Below are 24,216 nucleotides of genomic sequence, written 5' to 3' on the forward strand. Positions count from 1 at the left end.
ATTAAAAGTGACGTGCTCTACCAGCTGAGCTAACGAGACATAAACTCTCTTTGTTAAGAGGTCGAAATTATAGACAAATAGATACCATATGTCAAGAAAAACAGTGCTAAATTTTAAAATTTATGTGATTTTTGTAGATTAATAAGCAATTAAATAGTTTTTAACTACAATCGACTCTAAATATTAAGGTGTATGATGAAAATATATAAGGTTTTAACATTTTTTCTTCTTGCGATTTTCTTATTTACTTCATGTGCACAAAAAGTAAGAATCAAAGCACTTGAACCAGCAGAAGTTGACAGGATTTCAGAGACAAAAAAGATAGCCGTACTGAGTTTTAAAAATGATCGTGTCGGACTCTCTAGAAAGATAGAAGCACAGCTTGCAGGTTTTCGAATAAACAATAAGAAATATTTTACTATTGTAAGTAGAACAGATATCAATACGATTATAGAAGAACAAAAACTTCAAAGCAGTGGTTTGGTAGATGAGGACAGCTCAGTAAAAGTAGGAGAGCTTATCGGTGCTGAGGCGATTATCTCAGGTGATGTTAGACGTCCTACAAAGCAGGACAGTTATTATTATGAACCGCGTGTCAAGTGTGCCAATACGAAGTGTAGTGAACTAAGATATTACAATGTGCGTTGTGTGAAAAGAGTTGTGGGACTTGCTGCTGAGATACGTGTTGTAGATGTCTCACGTGGAGATATAATTTTTGCAGATACACTCAGCAGAAACAGAATCTTTAAACATTGTAATGATGATTCACGGGCACTTCCTTCTGTCTCCATTGCTGCACAAGATATGGCAAATGCACTGGCACGAGAGTTCACATATAAACTGACACCGCATTACCGGGAATTTTATGTCACTCTTTTAGAAGATCCGGACTTGGACTACACATCCCAGCAAGAGAAATTTTTAAAGTTTGCCCTAGAGTACATTGAACAAGCAAGATATGATAAAGCCGAGCAGCTTTTGACACGTCTAATAGACTCAACAGATGGAAAAAGCTATGTTGCTTTTTATAATCTGGGAGTGATAAAAGAGGCTGAAGGTAAGTATGAAGAGGCAAAAGAGTATTATGAGTATGCTGATAATCTTATGGTTGAACCTGTCAAAGAGATAAATGAGGCTATTGTACGTATAAATACTTTAATAGCCAAAAGAAAGAAAACTTTAGAACAATTAGGAAAATAATGAAACTGTTTTATATATGTTTAGCCTCAATAGTATTGTTAAGTGGATGTGGCAAATTAAAGGAGCGTATAGTTGTCAAAGAAAAAACACTGCCCTCTTGGTATATGCAGCCTCCAGCTTCCAATGCAAGAGAGATTTATGGTGTAGGTGAGGGCAAAGACAAACAAGAAGCGCTTTCAAATGCACTTGCTTCATTGCTGGCAACGCTGAGTGTTTCCATCTCTTCAAAGTACAGTGCTAAGAGTGTTGTGCGTAAGGGTACAGTAAACAGACATGATGCGACATACGTCAATGAGACACAAAGTGAAGTTCAAAAGATTCGTATCAGTAGCTATGAAGTATTGCAGTCTGCCAAACTTGGATTTAAAAAGTATGCAGTTCTGATTAAAGTAGATAGAATGAAGTTTTTTCAAACACTGCAAAAAGAGATAGACCAGGAATTTGCACTGATAGCTTCATGGGAGAAAAACAGAGCAGATAAAAATGCTCTTGAGCAGTTGTCATTTTATAAGAAAGCACTGCAAAACTTGAGTGATTTGCAAAACAGACTACTCGTGATGAGTGTTTTAAATGAAAGATTTCAATCACAAAAATATTTGCAAAAGTATGAGAAGCTACGAAACAAAAGAGATAAACTTTTACAAAGCATAACATTTTGGGTTGTATCAGACTATAGACCATTAAGTGGACCGATTGAAAAAGGGCTGAGCTCGAAAAAACTCAAGATAAAAAATCTTCACAATGCGTATCACTTTACAATCTATGTAGATTCAAATATGCAAAGAGCAAGCTCTTATGGTTTTTACATTGCAAGAGCACAGATAAACATCGCTACAAAAGACAACAGTGGAAATATTCTAGCAACGAATTCACTCAACATTACAGGACAATCTTCCCAAAGTTACAGTATTGCTAAACAAGATGTCGCAAAAAAACTCTCCAAGCAAATAGATAAAGAAGGCATTGCAAAAATACTCAATTTAGACATTTAGGAATCATTTACTACAAAGGAATATACTTTCACTATATAGATATAAAAAAGGTAGTGAAGATATGATTTCTAAGATTGAAAATATAAAAAAAGAGGTTGCAAAAGTTGTCGTTGGGCAAGAGAAGATGATAGATTCTCTTCTGATTGCTCTTTTATGTGAAGGACACATTCTTATCGAAGGTGTGCCCGGACTGGCAAAAACAACAACAGTAAATGCACTCTCTAAAGCACTTGGACTTGACTTTAAACGTGCACAGTTTACCCCTGACCTTTTACCATCAGATATTTTAGGTGCTGAGATTTATGACCCGCAAAATAATCAGTTTAAAATTAAAAAGGGGCCTATCTTTACCAATCTTTTACTTGCTGATGAGATCAACCGTGCACCGGCAAAAGTTCAGTCTGCACTGCTTGAAGTGATGCAGGAAAAGCAGGTAACCATTGGTGATACTACTTTTAAGATCGATCTTCCTTTTTTCGTTATGGCAACACAAAACCCGGTAGAACAAGAGGGAGTTTATCAGCTTCCAGAAGCACAGCTTGACCGTTTTATGCTCAAACTTGTCGTGGGCTATAACACGAAAGAAGAAGAGCTTGAGATTGCACGCCGTATATCAAGTGGCAACATGGAAAATATTATGCCTGTCATTGATAAAAGCGAGCTTGATGCCATTAAAGCTGCTGTACGTGATGTACATGTCGATGCTGAGGTTGAGAAGTATATGATAGAACTTGTCAATGCAACAAGATATCCAGAAGAGTATGGTCTAGAAGATATTAAAGATTTCATACAGTTTGGAGCATCTCCGCGTGTAAGTATCGATATGTTCAAAGCTGTCAAAGCGATGGCATTTATGCGCGCAAAAGATTTTGTAACACCTGTTGATGTTGCCTACATCGCAAAAGAGCTGATGCGTCACCGTATCGTTTTAACATATGAAGCAGAGGCTGAAGGTATCACAACAGATGAAATCATTCAAAAAGTGCTTGAAGCGGTAGCAATCCCATAAGGCGGCAAAAGTGAGCAAACTACAAAAAATACTTGTTCGGGCTCGCCGTCAAGTCTTCTCGGAAATGGTTGGAAACAATCCTTCCATTTTTCAAGGAGAAGGGTATGATTTTATCGAGCTGCGTGAGTATATGCCGGGTGATGATATTCGTCATATTGACTGGAATATCACCGCAAAACTGCAAAAGCCCTATATCAAAATATTTCGTGAAGAGCGTGAGCTTAATGTCGTTGTAGCATCTATGCTTAACGGAAGTGTACATTTTGGTTCAAAACGATTTAAACAGGATGTCATCGCAGAGATCATTGCGATGCTCAGCTTCTCTACGATAAAAAACGGTGATTTGCTAAGCTCGTATATCTTTACAGATAAGCTAGAGTCTCATCTCAAACCAAGTAAGAAGCTTTTTTCTGTGCATAAAAATGTTGATGAGGTAGTGAACTTTGAAGCTTTGAATCACAAAGCAGATTATAAAGTGCTTGCAGATACGCTTTTTAAACGACTAAAAAGGAAGTCCCTCATTATTGTAGTGGGAGATTTTTTTGAGATTCCTGATTTTAAACTTTTGGCAAAAAAACATGAAGTTGTTGCTGTTGTTGTACGGGATATCTTAGAAGAAAAACCACCGAAAATGGGATTTGCTTCACTCATTGACCCAGAGAGCGGTAATGTTTTAGAAGGTGATTTTAATGATGCAACAGTAGCTTCATATGCAAAAAAAGTGACTCTGCATGACCGAGAGCTCTATGCTACATTTAGAAAGCATCATGTGCGTTTTACCAAAGTTTATACACATGAGAGTGTTGGTGTGGCACTCAGAAGATTGTTTGAGGGTAGATAAGATGCAAAATATACAAACGCAAGAGATACCACTTCATGATATCAAACCACTGCTTGAGATAGAGGATTATTCGTTTTACTATTTTGTAGGCGTGCTTGGTGTTGGAACTATTATCATTCTTAGTGGAATCTATCTGTTATATAAGTATTTTAGTGCAAAGAAAAAGTTCAATCTTCGAAAAGAACATTTTAACCTTCTGCAAGATATTGACCTGCATGAGACAAAAAAAGCTGCATATAGATTGACAGAGTATGGTGCGACCTTTGCAAATGACAGCCAGCGGCATCAAAAAACCTACCATGATATGCTTGAGCATTTAGAGAAGTACAAGTATAAAAAAAGTGTTGATGATTTTGACAGTGAAACACTACGAATTATAGAGTTGTATAGAGGTATGATAGATGTTTGATGGAATCTATTTTGAATTTCCAAAAATAGCCTTTGTAATCTTCTTTTTTATTGCGTGTGAAACACTTTGTAAGATGAAGCTTCCATCCATCTACTTTCCTCACGCAAGCCAATTTATGAAAAGCAATATTGCTACATCAAAACTGTTGTTTTTTCTAAAATGGATAGGAATAGTGATGCTGATCTTAGCTTTGATGTCTCCGGTCAAAGATGAACCTTACGAGCTTACACCAAAGCAGGGGCATGAGATAGCTTTGATTTTAGATGCATCCCAGTCAATGGAGGTACGAGGTTTTGATATGAATGACCCGATGGCGACACGTTTTGATGTCGTCAAAAAGATAGTAAGAGATTTTATACAAAAACGAAAGAGTGACAACATCGGTCTTGTTGTCTTTGGAGTATACTCCTTTATCGCTTCACCACTTACCTATGATGAACATATACTCTCACGTATAGTTTCACAGCTCCAAATCGGTATGGCAGGAAAATATACTGCACTCTATGAAGCATTGGCACAAGGGGTCAATCTCTTAAAGATCTCCAAGGCAAAATCAAAAGTAGCGATTTTACTGACAGATGGATACTCTACTCCACAGGTTGACAAAATCCCTCTTGATGTTGCTATAGATTTGGCAAAAAAAGAGGGCGTGAAGGTGTACCCTATCGGTATAGGCGGACCAAATGAGTACAATCGTGCAGTACTTGTTAAGATTGCAAAAGAGACAGGCGGTGTTGCATTTGGTGCTTCGAGTGCAGATGAACTTAAAGCTGTTTATGCGAAGATCGATGCACTGGAGAAGAGCGATATTAAAAATGAGACCTTTACTTACTTGAAATATTACTACTTCTATCCACTCTTTATAGGACTAATTTCATTGATGCTTTACATCTATCTGAGAAATAAAAGAGGGAGTGCATAATGAGTTTTTTACATCCAGAATTTTTATACTATATGCTACCACCACTTTTTATCTTGTTCGGATTACTTTTAACACAAAAAGAGGCTCAGGCAACTTTTTTTTCTGAGGAGGTGATGGATAGACTGCGTGTAAGTGCCAATACCTTGACACTCAAAGCAAGAAATGCACTTTTTATGCTTATTGGTATTTTACTGATTTTTGCACTTGCCGGTCCGGTTATCAAAGAAGGAAAAATAGAGATAAAAGCCAAAAGTGCGGACATTATGATAGCACTTGATATCTCAGACTCCATGCTGGCAACGGATGTCTATCCAAATCGTCTAAAACTAGCCAAACAAAAGGCTTTGGAATTTTTACGTCTCGCACCAAATGAGCGTATTGGCATCATTGCGTTTGCCAAAAACTCCTATCTGGTCTCACCGCTTAGTTTTGACCACGGGGCTGTGGCATTTTTACTCAAAAATCTTGATACAAACTCCATAACAGAGCAGGGAACAGACCTGATGTCGATGCTTGAAGTAGTGGACAGAAGCATTAAAAATGAGTCACGCAGATATATTCTGCTTTTGAGTGACGGCGGCGATGTCGAAGATTTCTCACGTGAGATAGCGTATGCAAAAGAGCATAATATTACTGTTTTTATTTTAGGTATCGGAACAAAAAAAGGAGCACCTATCAAGCTTGAAAATGGTGAGTTTATCAAACAAAACGGAAAAATAATTTTGACAAAACTCAATGAAAAGATAGCTGACTTGGCAACAAAAACAGGTGGTGTTTACATAGAGGGAGTGAACTCCAACAGTGATATAAAAGCAATGTTGCGTGAGATAGAGGCAAAAGCGAAGAAAAAAGAGATGAAATCAGAAGAGATAGAGAAGTATATCCCACTCTTTTACTATCCTGTAGGACTTGCGCTTATTCTTCTGCTTATTGCTACATCATCTATGAGTAAACGAAAAAAAGTAGATGTACCATCTATGTTTCTGTTGGCTCTTATATTTTTTAATGCTCCTAGTGCCAAAGCAGGTCTTTTGGATTTTGTAGAATTAAAAGACGCAAAAGAGGCTTATAAGCATCAGAACTATAAAAAGTCAGCACAATATTTTGATGCCTATGCGAAAAAATCTGACAGTGGAGAGGCCTACTACAATGCAGGAAATGCACTCTATAAACAGAAAAAATATAAAGAGGCTTTAGAGAGTTATAAAAAGGCAACGTTCAGCAGTCGTGAAGCACGCGCGAAGAATTTTGCGAATATGGGAAATGCTCATGCCAGACTCGGGAGTGAAGAAGAGCTGAAAAATGCGATAAAAGTATATGAAGAGTCCTTGAAGCTCAAAGAAGATAAAGAGGTTCGTGAGAACTTGAAAGCTGTGAAAAAAGCGCTGCAGAAAAAGCAAGAGCAAAAAGAGCAAAATAAACAAAATAAGCAAAACAAGCAACAGAACAAAAAGCAGCAGAATCAAAAAGATCAAAAGAATCAACAGCAGCAACAACAACAGCCACAAGAGCAGCAAAACAATAAAGATAAAAACAGAGAGAACAAACAACAACAGCAGCAGAACAAACAAGACCAACAAAATAAGCAGAGTCAGCAAAATGACAAAGAAAAAAATCAGGAGAGAAAATCTCAAAAGCAGAGTGAAGAAGAGAAGAAAAACCAGGAAAAAAATGCTCAAGAACAAAAGAAAAATGAGCAAGAACAAAAAGATAAAGAGCAACAGAACAAGTCGAAAGAAAATGCAAAAAAAGCCAAAGAGAAACTCAAAGAGTTAAAAGCCAATGAAGAGAACAAAAAACAAGATAAAAAAGAAAAACAGGATGCTTCAATGGCGCAGATGAAAGATATGAAAGATAAGATGAGTGATGCTGAAGAGAAGAAGTGGCTTAAAGCTTTAAACTCGCAACAAAACTCCTATCTGTACAGATTAAACAAAGAAAAACCTATAAAGGAAGACCAAAATGAAAAACCTTGGTAAAAAAATATTTATACTATTAACATTTTTAACTACAACAATCTATGCAAGTGTCACAGCACGTGTTGAACCACCTGTGGTTTACAGTGGTGAGACTGCAACCTATGTACTGACAATCACTGGAGAGAAGGTCCATAAGCCGGTACTTACAGATATCTGTGGCAATGATATTATAGGTTCAAGTTCACAGACCAGCATAGAAATGGTCAATATGGATTATAAAAAAAGTTATGTTCTCTCGTATGAATTTGTACCACAAAAGAGCTGTGTCATAGCACCAACGGATGTTGAGATTGATGGCAAGATGGAAAAATCAAATGAAGTAAAAGTCGTGGTAAAACCTGCATCACAAGATAAAAATGCGGCTTTTCTCCTCTCACTCAAAGTATCGAAGAGTGATGTTTTTGTCGGTGAGCCCTTTATTTTACATCTTGAATTAAAGCAAAACAGACGTGCAGCTGTTGTGGACAGTAAGTTTATAGAGCCTGATTTTAAAGGGTTTTGGGTAAAAGGCAAATCTCAGGCCACAAGAGAAGAGACTCCCGAGTATATCATTACACGTGCTGATTATAAATTAGCAGCACAAAGAGAAGGAAACCTGACAATCAAACCTGCACAGCTTCGCATCGCATCGCGTGTGAACCGTCGTGATATGTGGGGCTCTTTTATGCCGCAGGTAAAGTGGAAAAACTACTACTCCAATGAGGTGCAAATTCATGCAAAACCACTGCCAAACAATGCAGAAATCGTAGGAAATTTTACAATATCTGCCGAAGCAAACAAGCAAGAGATAACACCAAATGAGGCTGTAAATGTAACTGTTACTGTAAAAGGTGAGGGGAATTTAGAAGATATTGAGAGTTTTAAACCTTACATAAATGGTGTCAATGTTTTTGATGAGAAAATCGAGATTCATGGTGATACTCTCACCCAAAAACTTGCATTTGTCTCTGATAAGGATTTCACAATCCCACCTTTTAAACTCGCTTTTTATAATCTAACAACAAAAAGGGTGGAGCAGATAAAGACAGAGCCGATTCACATCAAAGTTAAAGGATCTGCTAAAACGACAACATCACTAAATATCAAAAAAGATGAAGCGCCAAAACTTGTTGTAAAAAAAGCACAAGAGCAGAGTGTGACTGCTGGTAGTGCTTTTTCTTATATCTGGCTGATTATTGCTTTTGTTGTCGGTATCATAGTCGGAGCAGTATTGATGCTTACGAAATCATTTCAAAAAGCAAAAAAAGAGAAACGTTTTAACATCAAAGATGAAAAACTACTCCTCTTAAAACTCTTACCATACAAAGACAGTGATAAAGATGTCAAAATTATTGTTGATACTTTAGAGGGAAATCTGTATGGAGATAAAAAAGAGAAAATTGATAAAAAACTTTTAAAAGAGGTTTTAAAGAGGTACGATATTTCTTAGAAAATATCGTGCAGTTTATTGGCGTCAGCCATCTCCTTGTGAACTTTTTCCCACTCATCATTTTGAATATTTTTTTTCATGGTATTGAGCTCTTTTTGGAAAAGCTCTATTGCTTCAAGAAGGTTCTCTTTGTTCTGTCTGAAGATATCTTCCCACATATTCGGAGAGGATTTGGCAAGGCGGCTCATAGAACGGAATCCACCGGCTGCGAGTGCTAAAATATTGTCTCTTTTTTCTTGTTTCATCACTGTATTTGCAATAGAGTAAGAGACTGCGTGAGGCATATGAGAGATAAATGCGGCATGTCTGTCATGTTCGTTTGATTTCATAAAGTACTTTTTCATCTTCAGTGCTTTAAATATCTTACGAGCCACTGCTCTTTGGTGTTCACCGCTCTCTTCCAAGTCACAGAGTACTACGACTTTATCTTCATAAAGTCCTTCAAGTGCTGCGTGAGGACCGAAGTTTTCAGTTCCGGTCATTGGATGTGCCGCTACAAAATTCTTGCGAATTTCATGAGGCACTGCTGCTACAATCTTTGCTTTTGTACTTCCAAGGTCAATGATAGTCGCATCTTTTTGGACATCTTTTAAATCCTGTAAAGCGGCAATGACACCATTTACAGGAATAGCTAAAAAGATAACATCATATCTCTTTACCTCTTCAAAAGAGACGATTTTTTCTACAAGTTTAAGTGAAAGTGCATCTTTTTGATGCTTTTTATTGTGGTCGTGTCCAACAATTTCATCAATAAAATCTAATTTTTTAAGACTTAGTGCCAAAGAACCACCCATAAGTCCAAGTCCAATTATTGCTACATTCATTTTCTTTCTTTTTGTTGAATTTGCAAAATTATACTAAATTTACTTAATATTAACCTCATAATGGGTAAAATCTCTTCTAATTTTAACTATGGAATTTTAATGAGAATACTTTTATCAATCTTTTTTATCCTGTTTACAAGCACGCTATCCGCTGAAGTTGTGAAATCAATTCAATTTGACGGTATGGTTCACATCTCAAAAAATGTGGCTTTACGAATGTTACCTTTTGAAAAAGGTGATGATATCAGTGAAGAAGAGGTTGATACGGCAATAAAAAAATACTTTGATCAAGGTTACTTCAACGATATCTGGGTTGAGTTTGAAAATGGGGATCTGACTTTTTATTTCAAAGAAAAATCTATCATCTCTCAAGTTGAACTCAAAGGCTGGAAAGAGAATGATGAAGATATCAAAGAAGCCGTTATCCAGATAAAAAAGGGTACGCTTTATGATGAAAAGAAGATTGAAGCTGCAAAAAAACGCATTATCGAAGCTATCTCTCAAGAGGGTAAAATTGACTCTGTAGTTGAAGTAAAAACAACATACCTCGAAAACGGTAGTATCAAAGTAACTTTCATTGTCAATGAAGGTGAAGAGATTACTATTGAGAAGATTGATTTTTCCGGTGTTTATGGATTGGACCCGGATGATTTTGATGATGTCATTGCCAATAAAGAACATCAGTTCATGGGATGGTTCTGGGGTCGCAATGATGGGAAGATGTCTCTACGTGATTTAGAGTATGATAACTTGAGAGTCCGTGACTTGTATATGCAGCATGGATATTTGGATGCCAAAGTTGATGAACCGTTTGTACGTGTAAACTTTGACAGTTATATGGCAGATATGAGTTATCAAATAACAGAGGGTGAGCAGTACTCCATCTCAAAAGTAACGATTTATCAGACAAAGCATGTTATTGACAATGCAAAGATAAAAGAGCTTATCTCACTGCAAGAAGGTGATATCTTTAATGTTAAAAAATTCCGTGAAGATTCAGAGAAGATAAAAACACTCATAGCAGATAAAAGTTATGCTTTTGTTCAAGTTGTACCTGATTTGAAAAAAGATAAAGAAAAAAGAACTGTTGAAGTAGTCTTTCGTGTTATGCCTGGAGACAAAGTAAAAATCAGAAATGTACTTATCTCTGGAAATACTCGAACACTTGATAGAATCATTCGCCGTGAGCTTTATCTTGGGCCTGGAGATATGTACTCTCTTACAGATTTAAAAGATTCTCGTAATTCACTAGGACGTCTGGGATTTTTTGACAGTAATACCATTGAAGAGAAGCGTATCGATAATCATACAATGGATCTGGTTGTAAAAGTAAAAGAGGCACCGACCGGAAATGTCCAGCTTGGTGGAGGATATGGTTCATATGGAGGACTTCTTTTAAGTATTGGTGTCAATGACAGAAATATCTGGGGTTCAGGTATAAATGTCGGTGTCAAAGCTGAGAAGTCACAAACTTCACAGAGTTACTCATTCAATATCTCAAATCCGAGACTCAATGACAGTGACTTTAGCGGTAACTTCTCAATCTATCATTCTACATATGATTATAATGACTATACAACACTTACAGATGGTGCATCTATCGGTACCGGACATAGATTTTCCCGTCATATTACAGGATATCTTGGGTATGGTTATTCGAAAAATGATTATGAATTCGGTGCAGACTTTAATGCTTCACAATATGGAAGTACATACTATTTTGAAGCCTACAATAAAAGTTCTGTCACGATGAGTGTGAGTTGGGACTCTACAGATGATTATTATCTGCCTCGTGAAGGTTTTACACTTTCACAAAGTTTTGAAAAATCAGGTCTTGGTGCTGATGCGGACTTCTTAAAATCAAGAACAAACTTTGCAAAATATATAGGACTCGATGAATATGTGGGATTTGATGCGATTTTCAGATACAAAGCGCGATACTATGCACTTATAGATAACGGCTATATTCCACTGGCAGAAAAATTCTATATGGGTGGTATAGGCAGTGTCAGAGGATATGAGTCTTACTCTATCTCACCTATGATTGCCGATGATACAGGGACCGATACCTATAATGGTATTCCAATTAGAAGAATTGGGGGAACACAGACTTTTTCAAACAATATTGAAGTGAGTTTTCCTCTGATACCAAAAGCAAAAATGCGACTTGTAACATACCTTGACTGGGGAATTATTTCTGATAATATCAGTGCAAATATTTTAGATGGTACAAACAATCAATCTCGTGCCGGTTATGGAGCAGGGTTGGAGTGGTTCTCTCCTGTTGGACCAATTCAATTGATGTTCTCAAAAGCTATCAACGCACAAGTGAGTGATAAAACATCAAACTTCGAGTTTACGATGGGACAGCGCTTCTAAGAGCTAAAAATAACGTTGAAGTGCTGGTCTCTACACTCTAGCTTCGCAACTGCATGTTGTGAAAGATAGAGCTTCTCTTTGGAGCTTATCTTTAAAATCCCTTTTTCAAACTCCATTTCAAAGTCAATATTTCTAGGACGATGACTCAGCAGTGCTATAGAGAGTGAAAGTATATAACTAAGTGAATGAGTAATATGCGCATTATCCGGTAGGAGTTTTGCATAGAGCTGCAGATGTGTATCGGATGGGAGTTTGTTTTTTGCATACTTTGTCAATGTTGATATCAACATAATATTATGATGGCTAAAACCATACTCCAAAGCACTCTGAATAATATAATAGCTGTGTTTGTTTTGTGAGTAAAAATGAACATTACTACCCGCAGGATAGAGTTTAGCTGCAATGGTAAGGATACGTTTATATTCTGTATCAAGATTAAAATATTCACTTGTGAGTGTAAAGATTTTTTTACTTAAAAGTGCAAGATGGTTTGAGAATGTTTTGTCTTGAACATAGGAGTCTAAAATATAGCGTACTGAGGTATTGTAGTTCTGTGGAAACTTATGCCGTGAATTTCGAAGCAGGTCTGAGAGGTATACTCCCTCACGCACACCGACACCACTTGTAATGATCTTTGAGATAGCAATCTTCTTCATAAGTCTCTGCAGTATCAAAGCACCGGGTTTTATAACATCAAAACGATTACTTTTAATGAAAAGTGCTAACAGCTCTTCATCACTTTTTGTCTGCAGCAGACGTTTGAGATAATCTTTAAAAGTGTTACTGTTGTACTCAAAGGCATGGAGTTTGTTGAGTGGATAGAGAGACTCTTTTAAGATTGCATTTGAGATGGCACGAAAAGTTCCTCCAATTCCAATGAGCGTTGTAAGTTTCGATGTATCTGGAAGCTTATCAAGTTCACTATCAATATAAGCAACGGCACCATCAATATCATCTTTATCAAAGAAGAGTTCTTTAAGACGAACAGTACCAAGTTTTAAAGAGAGTGTATCAGTGACTGAGTCTTCATTGATAAAAGCAAATTCAGTGGAGCCCCCACCTATATCGATACTTAATGCTGATGTTTGTTTTGGTAGAAGATTTGCACAGGCAATAGCTCCAAAATAGGCTTCCTTTTCCCCTGAGATAACCTTTATATTGAGTTTTAGCTTATGTTTAACTCTTTGAAGAAACTCCTGTTTGTTTGGAGCATCACGCAGTGCAGAGGTCGCAACACAAAGAATTTTTCTGACTTTAAAAGAGTTGGCAATACTTAAAAAATCGCTGAGGGCATCAAATGTGCGCTGCATAGGAGTTTCTTGTAGCTCTCCGTTATGTTTGTAGGCATTTTGGGAAATTCTGACTTTTGATTTTTCTTCGTGGAGGAGATGAAATGCGTATCTTGAAGTTTTTTCATAAACAACCATTCTAACAGAGTTAGAACCGATGTCTATGATGGCAACCCGCTTAGCCAATTATAACTCTTCGTTCTCTTGGAGTTGTTTATATTTAAATTGAAGTTCTGCAATAGTTTCTACATTGTCTTTATCTGGAACTATACAATCAACAGGACAAACAGAGATACATGCAGGCTCATCATAGACACCTACACACTCAGTACAGCGATCAGGGTCAATATAGTAAATTGGGTCACCCTCTTCAATCGCAATTGTCGGACACTCTTCACGGCAAGCATCACATGCTATACACTCTTCATTAATTATTAATGCCATATTTAAAAACCTTATAAATCTATACTTATTTAATTCGTGAGAGATTTATAACAAAAGTAAGCTTTATTATTTTTGAAACGCTTTTAATTCCTTGGAAGAATACAAGATAATTTCGAATTTAGCTCTAAAGAAGCAACTGTACCATCAACTCCATCTGTTCTGTTTTTAATACTGATTTTTGCGCCAAGTGCATCGGCAGCACTTTTTGCAAGGAAAAGCCCGAGTCCGACACCACTTTTATTTCCCTGGCGTTTAAATAGTGCAAAAAGATCAACACTCTCATCGATACCACATCCTTCATCGATAACCTCGATGCGAAGACCATAGGAACCTTCCTGACTTCGTAAAAGTACACTTTTGTCCTTTGGCGTAAACTTAAGTGCATTTTGTAGAAAATTCTGAATGATTTGATTGAGAAGACTTACCTGCAGTGTCGCCATATAACCATCGGGTTTAAAATCCATAATGAGTTTTTTACCCTCATTTTCAGCAAGTAGTTTAAAATCATCTGCTTTTTGTTTTAGAATCCCAATCACATCGACTTCAATAGGTTTATCAAGTTGGGCTCCCTCTTGACGTCCTATATTTAAGATGTTGGAGACGATGATATTCATTTCATCTATTGTCTTATTTGTTGTTTTAAGGGCATCTATATATTCTTCAGGTGTACGTTTTTTAATGAGTGTTACCTGATTTTTGAGTTTAATGACAGCAAGTGGAGTTTTTAACTCATGCGCTGTACCAATAAAAAGTTCCTTTTGGTACTTTACAAAGTTCTGAATTCTGGCAATGAGGTGATTGATGGTTTCCCCAAGTGGTTCAAATTCTTGTGGCAGTGTATTGAGGTCTATTGGCTTGATAAGATGCTCATTCATATTTGAAAGCTTTTGCGAGAGCGTCTTGATAGGATTTACAAGCATTTTTGAGAGCATTACTGCATAGATGATAACAAGTAGGAATCCTGCAATATTAATGATGAAGATATAGTGTAGAATCTTATTTAGGAGTTTTTTTGTCAGTGTTACATCTTTTGTGATTTTAAGATAGCTTGTCTCTTTTAATTTAAATGGATAGATAAGAGTCAGGTATGTCTTTTTATCTTTTGTAATTTCATAGACATCCATATCCCCCATAGTTTTTTTTAAGTAGATTACTTCAACATTAAGAGAGAGAAAGTTCTCAGAAACAGCTTCTTCAAAACTAAATACAGATTTAAAGTTGGCAATATTTTTTGCGTAATGGATTAGTTCTTCTTTTTTCTCATCATAAATAGATTTTTCTATGTAAAAGTATAAAACAGAGGAGAATATAAAAATTAAAATTGCGGAAGAGAAAATAAGTTGGATTAGAAAGCTTTTTCTAATACTCTTTTTGGAAAACATCTATAATCCCTTTAAAAAATTTAAGGGATTATAGCATTCTTTGGATTAAACTTCTTTAGGGAAGCAGAAGCGATATCCACGACGACGAACAGTCTCGATCGTTGTGATAGAGAGTGGTTTGTCCATTTTTTGTCTAATCTGGTTGATTGCTACCTCAATTACATTTGGAGTAACAAGCTCTGGCTCTTCCCAGATAGCATCAAGAAGTTGCTCTTTTGAAACAATTTGATCACGGTGACGAGCAAGGTGCGTAAGTACTTCAAAAGGTTTTCCTTTGAGTTCAATTTCTGTCTCTTTGTAAGTGATCTTTTCTTCTTCAGGGTTGATTGTTAAATCTTCAATTTCGATGATATTACTTCCACCAAAACGTAAACGTGCTTCAATACGAGCAACCAGTACATCAAAATCAAACGGTTTTCTGATGTAATCATCAGCACCGGCACGAAGTGCTTCGATTTCACTCTCATTATCATCTCTAGCTGAAAGAACAACAACAACAGTTTTAGGAGTATTTGCTTTGATATCACCAATGATATCTACTGAATTTCCATCTGGAAGCATCCAGTCCATAAGAACTAAATCGTAGTTACGGATGTCAAGGTAATACTCACCATCTTTTAGTGTTTCAACAACATCGCTTTGGTAACCAAACTCTTTTAGTCCCTCTGCAAGCATTTTATTTAATGTTACTTCATCTTCTATAATAAGAATACGCATTCATTATTTCCTATTTCTAATATTTTGGCGGAATTGTATCATAATTTTAGGTTACTTTAAAGTTTTTTTCAATTTTTTTTAAAAAAAAATGAAGTTTGGATTAAGAATCAAATAGATACTGTTCCTCTACAGATACCCTACAGTTGGGAAGTATAGAGGGTTTTGTTATTTTTAGATGAAGGGTGTTGATCTTTGAAAAATTTTCTTTGAGTAATTGTGATAAGTCTTCTAAAGCATCTTCTATTAAAAGATATTTTTTATTTTTCATTGCAGTTTTTATAAACTCTGTAACATCTGCATAGTTTATAAAATCATTTTTATATTTGTAATCTATAGTGAGATTGATGATAACATCCTGCTCTTTTTCTCTTTCAAAATCTAAAATTCCTATAATGCATTGGAACTTTAGATCTTCTATGGAGATTTTCATCTAGATAACTCTTTTTTCTTCGCCTTTGATAACACGAATGATATTTGGTATATGTTTGTAAAAAAGAATAAATACAATAAAGACAACCGGTGCGTGAGCCATCTGGGGATGAATGATAAAACTTGATATAAGAAGTGCCAGAACACCTGTCAATGATGATACAGAAGAGATGCGGAGAGTCTTTGCCATAATGCCCCAGACAACAAGTGCTATCATTGTCTCGTAAGGGAGCATAAACATCATAACACCCATACCTGTTGCAATGCCTTTACCACCTTCAAGACCTAGATAAGGCGAGAAGCAGTGTCCAAGAACAGCTAAAACAGCAATTGCCCAAAGAACAGACTCATCAAGTCCCATGAAATAAGCTACTGCTAAGACTACGACGCCTTTTATAGCATCAAGTGCAAGTGTCGCAATACCCAGTTTTTTGGCAAGGGAGGGGTCACGCTCTTTGACAACACGCAGTACATTTGTAGCACCAATACTTCCGCTTCCTGCAGATTTGACATCTACACCGGCAAATTTTTTCGCTAGTAAAAGACCAAATGGAATACCTCCGATGAGATATGCTGCAATATAGAATTGCACATTGAGATTAAATAAAAAATCCATAAATTACCTTAAATTATTTTTGTTATGACATTCTACCCTCACTATGCTAAATATATTTTGATATAATTGCATCAATATCAAAAGAGGATACCTTTTTGAACTATACAAATGAAGAATTAAGAAAAAAAATTGATGAACTTAAAGAGAAGTTAAGTGTGACAGTTGTTGCACACTTTTATCAACGTGACGAAGTTTTTGAAATTGCTGATATTACCGGTGATTCACTTGAACTTGCTATGAAAACAAAAGCAGATAAGAGTGAGTTTGTACTCTTTTGCGGTGTTGGTTTTATGGGGCAGAGTGTAAAAGTACTCTCTCCTGAGAAGCGTGTAGTGATGCCAAAAGTAGCCTGCTGTGCAATGGCGAGTATGATTACAGATCTGCAGTATGATGAGGCAGTGAAGTTTTTAAATGACAATGGCATAGCAAATGAAAACATTTTACCTATCACCTATATTAACTCCGGTGCAGATGTAAAAGCGAAAGTCGGTGAAATGGGCGGTATGGTTTGTACAAGCTCCAATGCAAAAAAAATCATCACAAAAGCTTTGGGTGAAGGCAAAAAGATTCTTTTTGTACCTGATAGATGTTTGGGACAAAATATAGCAAATCAGATGGGACTGGAGTCTATGGTAATCGGTCTTGATAAAAAAGACCCAAAAGAGTGTGATATTATCTGTTATGACGGTTTTTGTTCTGTTCACCAGCTTTTTACACTGGATGATATCAAGTTTTACAGAAAAAAATATCCGGGTATTAAAATAGTAACACACCCGGAGTGCGACCCTGCTATCTGTGATGCATCTGACTTTGTCGGTTCGACTTCTCAGCTTATCAAGTATATTACAGAGTTACCTGAAGATCAAAAAGTAGCAGTAGGAACGGAGTTTAATCTTGTTAATCGCCTGCGCCCTAAAAATACCTATGTGCTCAGTTCAACAAAACCGGAGTGTCCGACAATGAATGAGACTACTTTAGAGGATGTATATCTTACACTGAAAGCAATTGATGACGGTGAGCCAATCAACGAGATACATATAGATCCAAAAACACAAAAGTGGGCGAAAATAGCATTAGAGAGAATGTTAGAACTATGATAGAGACATTTGTAAAAGAGGCACTTGCCGAAGACGTCGGACGCGGAGATTTATATGCTCTTGTTGAGAGTGCAGTCCCATCTTCGGCAAAAATCATTGCAAAAAGTAATGGTGTACTTGCCGGACAAAAATATGTAGATGTCTTGTGTGAATTACAAAAAATAGAAGTCAAATGGCTAAAAAATGATAAAGAGAGTTTTATCACAGGTGATGTTATAGCAGAGTTTCAAGCTCCCTCTCATACTATGCTTCGCTGCGAGCGTACTATTTTGGATATGTTACTGCATGCAAGTTCCATTGCAACACTGACTCGAAAGTACGTTGACATTATAAAACCCTATGGTACAAAACTGCTCGATACGAGAAAAACACGACCACTGCTTCGAGTCTTTGAAAAGTATGCTACCCGTTGCGGAGGAGCAGTAAATCATAGAATGGGACTTGATGACTCTTTGATGATAAAAGATACCCATCTTAAAACGATTGAAAATCTCAAAAGCTATATCCAAAAAGCACGTGAGGTTATCCCTTTTACTGCAAAGATTGAAGTGGAAGCTGAGACACTCTGGATTGCTAAAGAGGCGATGGAAGCAAAGTGTGATATTGTAATGTGTGATAATATGACGCCTGCCCAGATTGAAGAGGTTGTTGCCTTTAGAGATGAAAACTATCCGCATATTTTACTGGAAGCAAGTGGAAATATCTCACTTGAAACGATAGAATCGTATGCTAAGACAGGTGTTGATGCGATAAGTTCCGGTTCACTTATTCATCAGGCGAACTGGATTGATCTCTCGATGAAAATGGATTAAAGGTCAGGCATAAACAATGGCTGATGATCAGGAAAAGACAGAAGAACCCACCCCCAAGAAGATAGAGGATGCCCGTAAAGAAGGTAATGTCCCAAAATCTCAGGATGCTTCTGGGGTAGTGACACTCTTTGTTGCTATCTTAGCCTTTTTAATGCTTTTTCCTTTTATGGCAAAACATATGATTTTGCTCTTTCAATACTATTTTTCTCTTATAGGTTCTGAGATAGATAAAACCTCTATGATTGAAATTGCCCTAGTGACGATTCGAGAGTTTTTATTGATGGTGTTGCCTTTGGCAATAGCTGTTGCCATTGCTGGAGTTATTGCGGCTTTCGCACAGTTTGGGTTTCTTTTTACATCCAAGGCCATTATGCCGGACTTTAAAAAGATTGACCCTATTAAAGGAACCAAAAACCTCTTCTCAGTTAAAAAAATGATAGAGGGTATAAAGGTTACTTTTAAATCTTTTACAACTCTTGGTATCGGTTTTATCTTCTTCTTTTACTTTATTACAGAACTTCCTACAGTTGCTCTTTTTGGCTTGCATGACCAGCTTATCTGGTTAAAAGACAAGATGATAGTTATCGCTTCGGTAATGCTCTTTATCATTTTCATTTTTGCCATTATTGATGTTATTATTGTTAGAAAGCAGTATTTTGACGGTCTAAAAATGTCCAAACATGAGATAAAAGATGAGATGAAAAACATGGAGGGAGACCCGCTTATCAAGTCAAAAATCCGCCAAATTCAGATGGAAGCCTCACGCAAGCGGATGATGGCTGAAGTTCCCAATGCAGATGTGGTTATCACCAACCCGACACATTATGCCGTTGCTATCAAATATGATGCCGAAAAGTCACACGCGCCAATTGTTATTGCCAAGGGTATGGATAACATTGCTCAAAAGATTAAAAAAATAGCACGTGAAAATCATGTGCATATCGTACAAAATCCACCGTTGGCACGTTCACTTTACAATGAAGTTGAGGTTGACAAACCAATCCCCGAAACACTATTTGCAGCTGTTGCGGAGGTACTGGCTTACGTTTACAAGATGAATAAAAAATAGTATATAATTTTGCCATATCTTAAAAAGCAGAGAACTATTGATACCATTACAAGAGCTGGAAAAATCAAAACATATCGTCATAGAGAGTCATAAAAACAACTTTCCACAGGCTAGTGTTTTATACTCGCTAATGCTCTTAAAACATAAAAAAGTCTCCCTTTTTGCAAAAGAAGAAGAGAAGCAATATGCTTTTTTGCCATGGTATGAAAAACTCCGTAGAAATGAACCTGCTTCTGCCGACTTAAAAATAAGTGCAGATATGAACATTTTGGAGTTGTATACATTTTTGCAAAAACATGAAATAAAGATAAATGCAAAGATGGCAACAGCACTCTATGCAGGATTTTTAAAGCGGTATGATAATTTTTTAAGCCCTGATTGTAATGGCATGCTTTTTGCTGTTTTAAGTGAACTGATTAATCTAGGTGCAGATCATCAATTATGTGTGAATGAACTGACACGAAAAGTGCTCTTAAGCAGTGTGCGGTTGAAGTCCATAATATTTAAAAAAGTTCTTTTGAAAAAAAATGCACGGCTTGCGACTGTGCGTTTATGTGAAGAGGATTTTGCATCAAGTGGTGCTACGTGGAGTGATGTTTATGATATTGCTAAAGAGCTTTTAAACCTAGTACATGTTCAAGAGGTAGAAGTCACTAAGAGTGATGAAAAAGATAAAATAATAAAGTTAAGTAAGGAAGTTTGATTTGAGAAGAAGAAAGAGTAACTCTTCATTTGGTGTTTTATTTGTATTTGTTTTAATTGTGGCAGCGGCACTATATGTCTATTTTTCAGCAACGTTTGAGAGAAATGCTCCAGCAATTACTTTACAAAACAGTAATGGCTACTGGAATCTGAAAAAACCTTTGAAGGTAAAAATCAGTGATGCCAGTGGTATTCAATCGTATAAGATTGTCATGCATACGAAAGATGGTGATAAAACACTGCAGTATGAACAATTTTTAACTCCCGAAAAAGAGTTAATCCTTGAAGTAGAACCACCTCGTGGTTCGTATACGATGAAAGACAAAGAGATTAAATTGCTTGTGCAGGCACAAGATATCAGTAAATGGAACTTCTTAAAAGGAAACCTTGCACAGCAGTCGTTTAAACTTAAAATCGATAAAAAAAGACCAAGAGTAAGTATTGTCAGTAACTCCTATAAAATTTCTCGCGGTGGTTCTGCACTTGTTGTTTTTAGAGTAGAGGATGAAAATATTGATGATATCTATATACTCTCAAACCATAACAAACACTTTAAAGCACAGCCGTTTTATAAAGAGGGGTATTATATTGCCCTTTTAGCATGGCCTGTAAAAGACAGTGGGTTTAAAGCAACAGTCATTGCAACAGATTTTGCCGGAAATGTGGCAAAATCCTATGTGCCTTTGTATCTGAAAAACAAAGAGTACAGACTCTCACGCATAACACTCTCTGACAAGTTTTTAAAAGGGAAGATTTATGAGCTTTCAGAAGAGTTTGAAGAGACACAGGGAGTGGATAATAAACTTGAGCAGTTTAAAATTATCAATGAAGATGTACGTGAGAAAAATGAAAAGCTCATCCATAAAATAACTTCAGTTGTCCCTGATGAGATGATAAGTGATTTTAAAATCAAAAAGATGTATCCATTGAAAAACGGGCAGGTCGTTGCTTATTTTGGAGACCATAGAAAGTATTATTATAAAGGCAAGTTTGTCAGTGAAGCATATCACTTGGGGCTTGATATGGCCTCACATGCCATGGCACCGATCAAGACACAAAACGGTGGGAAGGTTGTCTATGCAGACTTTAACGGACTCTATGGAAATATGCCAATACTCTCTCATGGTTTAGGCCTTTATACCCTCTATGGACATTGCTCGAATGTTGATGTGACACTGGATGAAGATGTACCACCAAATTCTAAAATTGCTACAACCGGTAAAAGTGGTTATGCAATGGGAGACCATTTGCATTTTGGTGTTTTGGTACAGGGAATCGAAGTGCGTCCACAGGAGTGGATGGATAAACAGTGGATAAAACTCAATATTAGTGATATAATTAAAAACGCTAAAAAGATTATTGACGAACAATAGGAAAATATTATGTATCAAACTACTATACAAAAGAGTGCAGAACTTGTCGGAATTGGCTTACACAAAGGTTCACCTGTGAAACTAAGACTCGAACCTTTAGAAGCAAACAGCGGTATTGTCTTTTACCGCTCTGATGTTGATGTATCTATTCCTCTGCTTCCTGAGAATGTGGTTGATACAAAAATGGCAACGGTCATCGGAAAAAACGGGCATGTAATCTCTACGATTGAGCACTTGCTCTCTGCTGTCTATGCTTACGGTATTGATAATCTCAAGATCATCGTTGATGCGGATGAGGTACCAGTAATGGATGGTAGCAGTGCGAGTTACTGTATGCTTTTAGATGAAGCGGGCATTGCTGAATTGGATGCTCCTAAAAAGATTATGCGCATCAAAAAAGAGGTGAAGGTAAAAGAAGGAGAAAAGTATGTAAAACTCTCTCCTTCACCTGATTTAAACTATGATTTTACGATTAAATTTCCTCACCCTGTGATTCAAGAGCAGGCCTATGTATTGCATTTTACAAAAGAGAGTTATAAAAAAGAGATAGCACGTGCACGTACGTTTGGATTTTTGCATGAAGTGCAGTATCTGCGTTCCAAAGGACTTGCCCTTGGCGGTTCACTTGAAAATGCCATTGTTTTGGATGAAAAAAAGATTCTAAATCCTGAAGGACTTCGTTTTCCTGATGAATTTGTGCGTCATAAGATTTTAGATGCTATTGGTGATATGAGCCTTATTGGGATGAACTTTATTGGAAACTATGAAGCATTGGCAGGCAGCCATGATTTAAATCATAAACTGACATTGGCACTTTTAGAAGATGCTGAAAACTATGAAGTGGTTGAAGTTGTCGGTGAAAAAATGAGAGAGTTAGAAAAAGCGTATGCCTAAAAAAGTAGATGTTCTACTCATTACGCTCACTTCTCCAATACTCGTTGGTATTTACGAAGATAACAAGCTTATTGAGACGATAAAATCTGATGAAAAAAGCTCTGATGTTCTGCCACTGATTTTTCAAGACCTTTTAAAAAAATATGATATTCAAAATCTTTTTTATGCCAATGGACCGGGAAGTTTTATGGCAATCAAAGTTGCCTACATCTTTTTAAAGTCACTCTCTGTACTTAAAAAGATTCCGCTTTACGCACGTGATGCTTTTTATTTTAATGAAAATCAACCGATAAAAGCGATAGGAAAGCTATGTTTTGTTAAAATCGCTTCTAAAATAGAAACTCAGAAGTTCGAAACAGTTCCAAAGACAGAGTTTAAATTACCTGATGAACTGGATTATAACGAGTTTAGTACAAACGCAACACCACTCTATGAAATAGGTGCTGTTGGATAGGAAAATATCAGTGACAATAAGTGTACCCGCTACTTCTGCAAACTTAGGACCAGGTTTTGATACTTTGGGTCTTGCAGTTGATCTTCGTAACCGTGTGGAGTTTCATCCATCAAAATTTTTCAGTGTCAGTATCAAAGGTGAAGGGGAGAATAACCCAAGATTAAAAGGAAACAATCTTTTTATCTCAATCTTTAACGAACACTATTCGCGTCTTACAAAGAAAAAACAGAATTTTAAGTTTACATTTTACAATCAGATTCCGATGTCACGTGGACTTGGAAGCTCTTCTGCTGTTATTGTCTCTGCTATTGCTTCAGCTCATGAAGCTGCAGGTATAAGAGTAAGTAAACGTCGAATACTCAATCATGCACTTGTTTATGAACCGCATCCTGATAATATCACTCCAGCCGTTATGGGTGGATTTAATGTCGCTACAATTGAAAAAAACAAAGTCTTTTCGCAAAAAAAACATTTGCCAGAGTACCTTAAAGCAGTAGTAGTCATTCCAAATAAACAGATGAACACAGCAAAATCCCGTACAATTTTGCCAAAATCATATTCAAAAGAGAATGCAATCTATAATCTCTCTCACGCAGCACTGACAGTTGCCGCATTTTTTAATGAAGATTGGGAAATGTTAAAGTTGGCAGCACAAGACAGGTTCCATCAAAAAGCAAGAATGAAAACATTGCCGGAACTTTTTTCTGTACAAAAAGTAGCTTATGAGAGTGGTGCTTTAATGAGTACACTCTCTGGAAGTGGATCTACTTTCTTCTCACTTGTATATGATGATGATTCTGCTATGATTGCTAACAGAATGAAGCAGAAATTTCCTGATTTTGGAGTAAAAATTTTGGATTTTGACAATAATGGTCTTATTATAGAGCGATAAGCCTACTAAATAAAGTAAGATTTAGATATAATGGCGAAAAAATTTCATCAACCAACAAGGAT

General features: G+C 36.6%; 24 protein-coding genes. 17 read left to right on the plus strand and 7 right to left on the minus strand.

The annotated features are described in order from the left end of the window. Window positions 1–195: 195 nt before the first annotated feature. From ES948_RS09620 to ES948_RS09655, 8 genes are all read left to right on the plus strand, one after another. Window positions 196–1,200: a CsgG/HfaB family protein gene (locus ES948_RS09620; protein ID WP_152184732.1), complete on the plus strand. Its 1,005-nt coding sequence runs from the start codon at window positions 196–198 to the stop codon at window positions 1,198–1,200. Then, entirely contained in the window at window positions 1,200–2,192 is a 993-nt protein-coding gene (locus ES948_RS09625) for an LPP20 family lipoprotein (protein ID WP_152184733.1), read from the plus strand. The genes ES948_RS09620 and ES948_RS09625 overlap by 1 nt, the downstream gene beginning before the upstream one ends. A 61-nt stretch (window positions 2,193–2,253) precedes the next feature. Continuing rightward, on the plus strand, window positions 2,254–3,201 hold the full coding sequence (locus tag ES948_RS09630; protein WP_152184734.1) for an AAA family ATPase: 948 nt from the start codon (window positions 2,254–2,256) through the stop codon (window positions 3,199–3,201). A 10-nt stretch (window positions 3,202–3,211) separates the two neighbouring features. After that, on the plus strand, window positions 3,212–4,042 hold the full coding sequence (locus ES948_RS09635; RefSeq protein ID WP_246153862.1) for a DUF58 domain-containing protein: 831 nt from the start codon (window positions 3,212–3,214) through the stop codon (window positions 4,040–4,042). Between the two features lies 1 nt (window position 4,043). Continuing rightward, the gene (locus tag ES948_RS09640) at window positions 4,044–4,451 is read left to right on the plus strand and encodes a hypothetical protein (protein WP_152184735.1); all 408 of its coding nucleotides are present in this window, start codon (window positions 4,044–4,046) and stop codon (window positions 4,449–4,451) included. Then, entirely contained in the window at window positions 4,444–5,373 is a 930-nt protein-coding gene (locus ES948_RS09645; protein WP_152184736.1) for a VWA domain-containing protein, read from the plus strand. Before ES948_RS09640 ends, ES948_RS09645 begins: the two co-directional genes overlap by 8 nt. Further along, the gene (locus tag ES948_RS09650; RefSeq protein ID WP_152184737.1) at window positions 5,373–7,352 is read left to right on the plus strand and encodes a VWA domain-containing protein; all 1,980 of its coding nucleotides are present in this window, start codon (window positions 5,373–5,375) and stop codon (window positions 7,350–7,352) included. Before ES948_RS09645 ends, ES948_RS09650 begins: the two co-directional genes overlap by 1 nt. Beyond that, the gene (locus ES948_RS09655; RefSeq protein ID WP_152184738.1) at window positions 7,336–8,781 is read left to right on the plus strand and encodes a BatD family protein; all 1,446 of its coding nucleotides are present in this window, start codon (window positions 7,336–7,338) and stop codon (window positions 8,779–8,781) included. The genes ES948_RS09650 and ES948_RS09655 overlap by 17 nt, the downstream gene beginning before the upstream one ends. Here ES948_RS09655 and ES948_RS09660 read toward each other — a convergent pair. Beyond that, window positions 8,778–9,605: a prephenate dehydrogenase gene (locus tag ES948_RS09660; protein ID WP_152184739.1), complete on the minus strand. Its 828-nt coding sequence runs from the start codon at window positions 9,603–9,605 to the stop codon at window positions 8,778–8,780. The genes ES948_RS09655 and ES948_RS09660 overlap by 4 nt on opposite strands. A 99-nt stretch (window positions 9,606–9,704) precedes the next feature. Here ES948_RS09660 and bamA point away from each other — a divergent pair, with 99 nt between their 5' ends. Further along, window positions 9,705–11,984: an outer membrane protein assembly factor BamA gene (gene bamA, locus ES948_RS09665; RefSeq protein ID WP_152184740.1), complete on the plus strand. Its 2,280-nt coding sequence runs from the start codon at window positions 9,705–9,707 to the stop codon at window positions 11,982–11,984. Here bamA and ES948_RS09670 read toward each other — a convergent pair. The 6 genes from ES948_RS09670 to plsY all read right to left on the minus strand — a co-directional run bounded on the left by ES948_RS09670 (window position 11,981) and on the right by plsY (window position 16,861). Beyond that, entirely contained in the window at window positions 11,981–13,459 is a 1,479-nt protein-coding gene (locus ES948_RS09670) for a Ppx/GppA phosphatase family protein (protein ID WP_152184741.1), read from the minus strand. The two genes, bamA and ES948_RS09670, sit on opposite strands and share 4 nt — an antisense overlap. Further along, a complete protein-coding gene (locus ES948_RS09675; RefSeq protein WP_152184742.1) occupies window positions 13,460–13,717 on the minus strand; it encodes a YfhL family 4Fe-4S dicluster ferredoxin in 258 nt (85 codons plus the stop codon). A gap of 83 nt (window positions 13,718–13,800) precedes the next feature. Further along, window positions 13,801–15,099, minus strand: coding sequence for a sensor histidine kinase (locus ES948_RS09680; protein ID WP_152184743.1), 1,299 nt, complete (start codon window positions 15,097–15,099; stop codon window positions 13,801–13,803). A 45-nt stretch (window positions 15,100–15,144) separates the two neighbouring features. Further along, window positions 15,145–15,816 carry a homeostatic response regulator transcription factor HsrA gene (hsrA, locus tag ES948_RS09685; protein WP_152184744.1) on the minus strand — a complete coding sequence of 224 codons (672 nt, stop codon included), beginning with the start codon at window positions 15,814–15,816 and terminating at the stop codon, window positions 15,145–15,147. 100 nt (window positions 15,817–15,916) lie between these two features. Next, on the minus strand, window positions 15,917–16,246 hold the full coding sequence (locus tag ES948_RS09690) for a dihydroneopterin aldolase (protein ID WP_152184745.1): 330 nt from the start codon (window positions 16,244–16,246) through the stop codon (window positions 15,917–15,919). Beyond that, window positions 16,247–16,861: a glycerol-3-phosphate 1-O-acyltransferase PlsY gene (plsY, locus tag ES948_RS09695; RefSeq protein ID WP_152184746.1), complete on the minus strand. Its 615-nt coding sequence runs from the start codon at window positions 16,859–16,861 to the stop codon at window positions 16,247–16,249. A gap of 95 nt (window positions 16,862–16,956) precedes the next feature. Here plsY and nadA point away from each other — a divergent pair, with 95 nt between their 5' ends. The 8 genes from nadA to thrB are packed head-to-tail and all read left to right on the plus strand — an operon-like array spanning window position 16,957 to window position 24,154. Further along, on the plus strand, window positions 16,957–17,958 hold the full coding sequence (gene nadA, locus ES948_RS09700; RefSeq protein WP_152184747.1) for a quinolinate synthase NadA: 1,002 nt from the start codon (window positions 16,957–16,959) through the stop codon (window positions 17,956–17,958). Continuing rightward, the gene (gene nadC, locus ES948_RS09705) at window positions 17,955–18,770 is read left to right on the plus strand and encodes a carboxylating nicotinate-nucleotide diphosphorylase (protein ID WP_152184748.1); all 816 of its coding nucleotides are present in this window, start codon (window positions 17,955–17,957) and stop codon (window positions 18,768–18,770) included. The genes nadA and nadC overlap by 4 nt, the downstream gene beginning before the upstream one ends. Window positions 18,771–18,786: 16 nt before the next feature. Continuing rightward, window positions 18,787–19,839 carry a flagellar biosynthesis protein FlhB gene (gene flhB, locus ES948_RS09710; protein WP_152184749.1) on the plus strand — a complete coding sequence of 351 codons (1,053 nt, stop codon included), beginning with the start codon at window positions 18,787–18,789 and terminating at the stop codon, window positions 19,837–19,839. A 37-nt stretch (window positions 19,840–19,876) separates the two neighbouring features. Then, complete coding sequence (locus ES948_RS09715) at window positions 19,877–20,542, plus strand: DHH family phosphoesterase (RefSeq protein ID WP_152184750.1); 666 nt, start codon at window positions 19,877–19,879, stop codon at window positions 20,540–20,542. Between the two features lies 1 nt (window position 20,543). Next, complete coding sequence (gene pgp6 / locus ES948_RS09720) at window positions 20,544–21,914, plus strand: peptidoglycan metallopeptidase Pgp6 (RefSeq protein WP_152184751.1); 1,371 nt, start codon at window positions 20,544–20,546, stop codon at window positions 21,912–21,914. 9 nt (window positions 21,915–21,923) lie between these two features. Beyond that, window positions 21,924–22,808 (plus strand): UDP-3-O-acyl-N-acetylglucosamine deacetylase, encoded by an 885-nt coding sequence (gene lpxC / locus ES948_RS09725; protein WP_152184752.1) that lies wholly within the window; start codon window positions 21,924–21,926, stop codon window positions 22,806–22,808. Beyond that, on the plus strand, window positions 22,801–23,262 hold the full coding sequence (locus tag ES948_RS09730) for a hypothetical protein (protein WP_152184753.1): 462 nt from the start codon (window positions 22,801–22,803) through the stop codon (window positions 23,260–23,262). The genes lpxC and ES948_RS09730 overlap by 8 nt, the downstream gene beginning before the upstream one ends. A gap of 10 nt (window positions 23,263–23,272) precedes the next feature. Next, window positions 23,273–24,154, plus strand: a complete 882-nt coding sequence (gene thrB / locus ES948_RS09735) for a homoserine kinase (protein WP_152184754.1) — start codon at window positions 23,273–23,275, stop codon at window positions 24,152–24,154. The last annotated feature ends 62 nt before the right edge of the window (window positions 24,155–24,216 follow it).

Source organism: Sulfurimonas indica, assembly GCF_009192995.1.
GTDB lineage: Bacteria > Campylobacterota > Campylobacteria > Campylobacterales > Sulfurimonadaceae > Sulfurimonas > Sulfurimonas indica.

Excerpts from the sequence above, each read along its gene's own strand:
- ES948_RS09675 (WP_152184742.1), bottom strand. The coding sequence starts at position 13,717 with ATGGCATTAATAATTAATGAAGAGTGTATAGCATGTGATGCTTGCCGT.
- lpxC (WP_152184752.1), top strand. The coding sequence starts at position 21,924 with ATGTATCAAACTACTATACAAAAGAGTGCAGAACTTGTCGGAATTGGC.
- plsY (WP_152184746.1), bottom strand. The coding sequence starts at position 16,861 with ATGGATTTTTTATTTAATCTCAATGTGCAATTCTATATTGCAGCATAT.
- ES948_RS09690 (WP_152184745.1), bottom strand. The coding sequence starts at position 16,246 with ATGAAAATCTCCATAGAAGATCTAAAGTTCCAATGCATTATAGGAATT.
- hsrA (WP_152184744.1), bottom strand. The coding sequence starts at position 15,816 with ATGCGTATTCTTATTATAGAAGATGAAGTAACATTAAATAAAATGCTT.
- ES948_RS09625 (WP_152184733.1), top strand. The coding sequence starts at position 1,200 with ATGAAACTGTTTTATATATGTTTAGCCTCAATAGTATTGTTAAGTGGA.
- ES948_RS09630 (WP_152184734.1), top strand. The coding sequence starts at position 2,254 with ATGATTTCTAAGATTGAAAATATAAAAAAAGAGGTTGCAAAAGTTGTC.
- ES948_RS09650 (WP_152184737.1), top strand. The coding sequence starts at position 5,373 with ATGAGTTTTTTACATCCAGAATTTTTATACTATATGCTACCACCACTT.
- ES948_RS09660 (WP_152184739.1), bottom strand. The coding sequence starts at position 9,605 with ATGAATGTAGCAATAATTGGACTTGGACTTATGGGTGGTTCTTTGGCA.
- ES948_RS09620 (WP_152184732.1), top strand. The coding sequence starts at position 196 with ATGAAAATATATAAGGTTTTAACATTTTTTCTTCTTGCGATTTTCTTA.
- flhB (WP_152184749.1), top strand. The coding sequence starts at position 18,787 with ATGGCTGATGATCAGGAAAAGACAGAAGAACCCACCCCCAAGAAGATA.
- nadC (WP_152184748.1), top strand. The coding sequence starts at position 17,955 with ATGATAGAGACATTTGTAAAAGAGGCACTTGCCGAAGACGTCGGACGC.
- ES948_RS09680 (WP_152184743.1), bottom strand. The coding sequence starts at position 15,099 with ATGTTTTCCAAAAAGAGTATTAGAAAAAGCTTTCTAATCCAACTTATT.
- ES948_RS09655 (WP_152184738.1), top strand. The coding sequence starts at position 7,336 with ATGAAAAACCTTGGTAAAAAAATATTTATACTATTAACATTTTTAACT.
- bamA (WP_152184740.1), top strand. The coding sequence starts at position 9,705 with ATGAGAATACTTTTATCAATCTTTTTTATCCTGTTTACAAGCACGCTA.
- ES948_RS09730 (WP_152184753.1), top strand. The coding sequence starts at position 22,801 with ATGCCTAAAAAAGTAGATGTTCTACTCATTACGCTCACTTCTCCAATA.
- ES948_RS09640 (WP_152184735.1), top strand. The coding sequence starts at position 4,044 with ATGCAAAATATACAAACGCAAGAGATACCACTTCATGATATCAAACCA.
- ES948_RS09645 (WP_152184736.1), top strand. The coding sequence starts at position 4,444 with ATGTTTGATGGAATCTATTTTGAATTTCCAAAAATAGCCTTTGTAATC.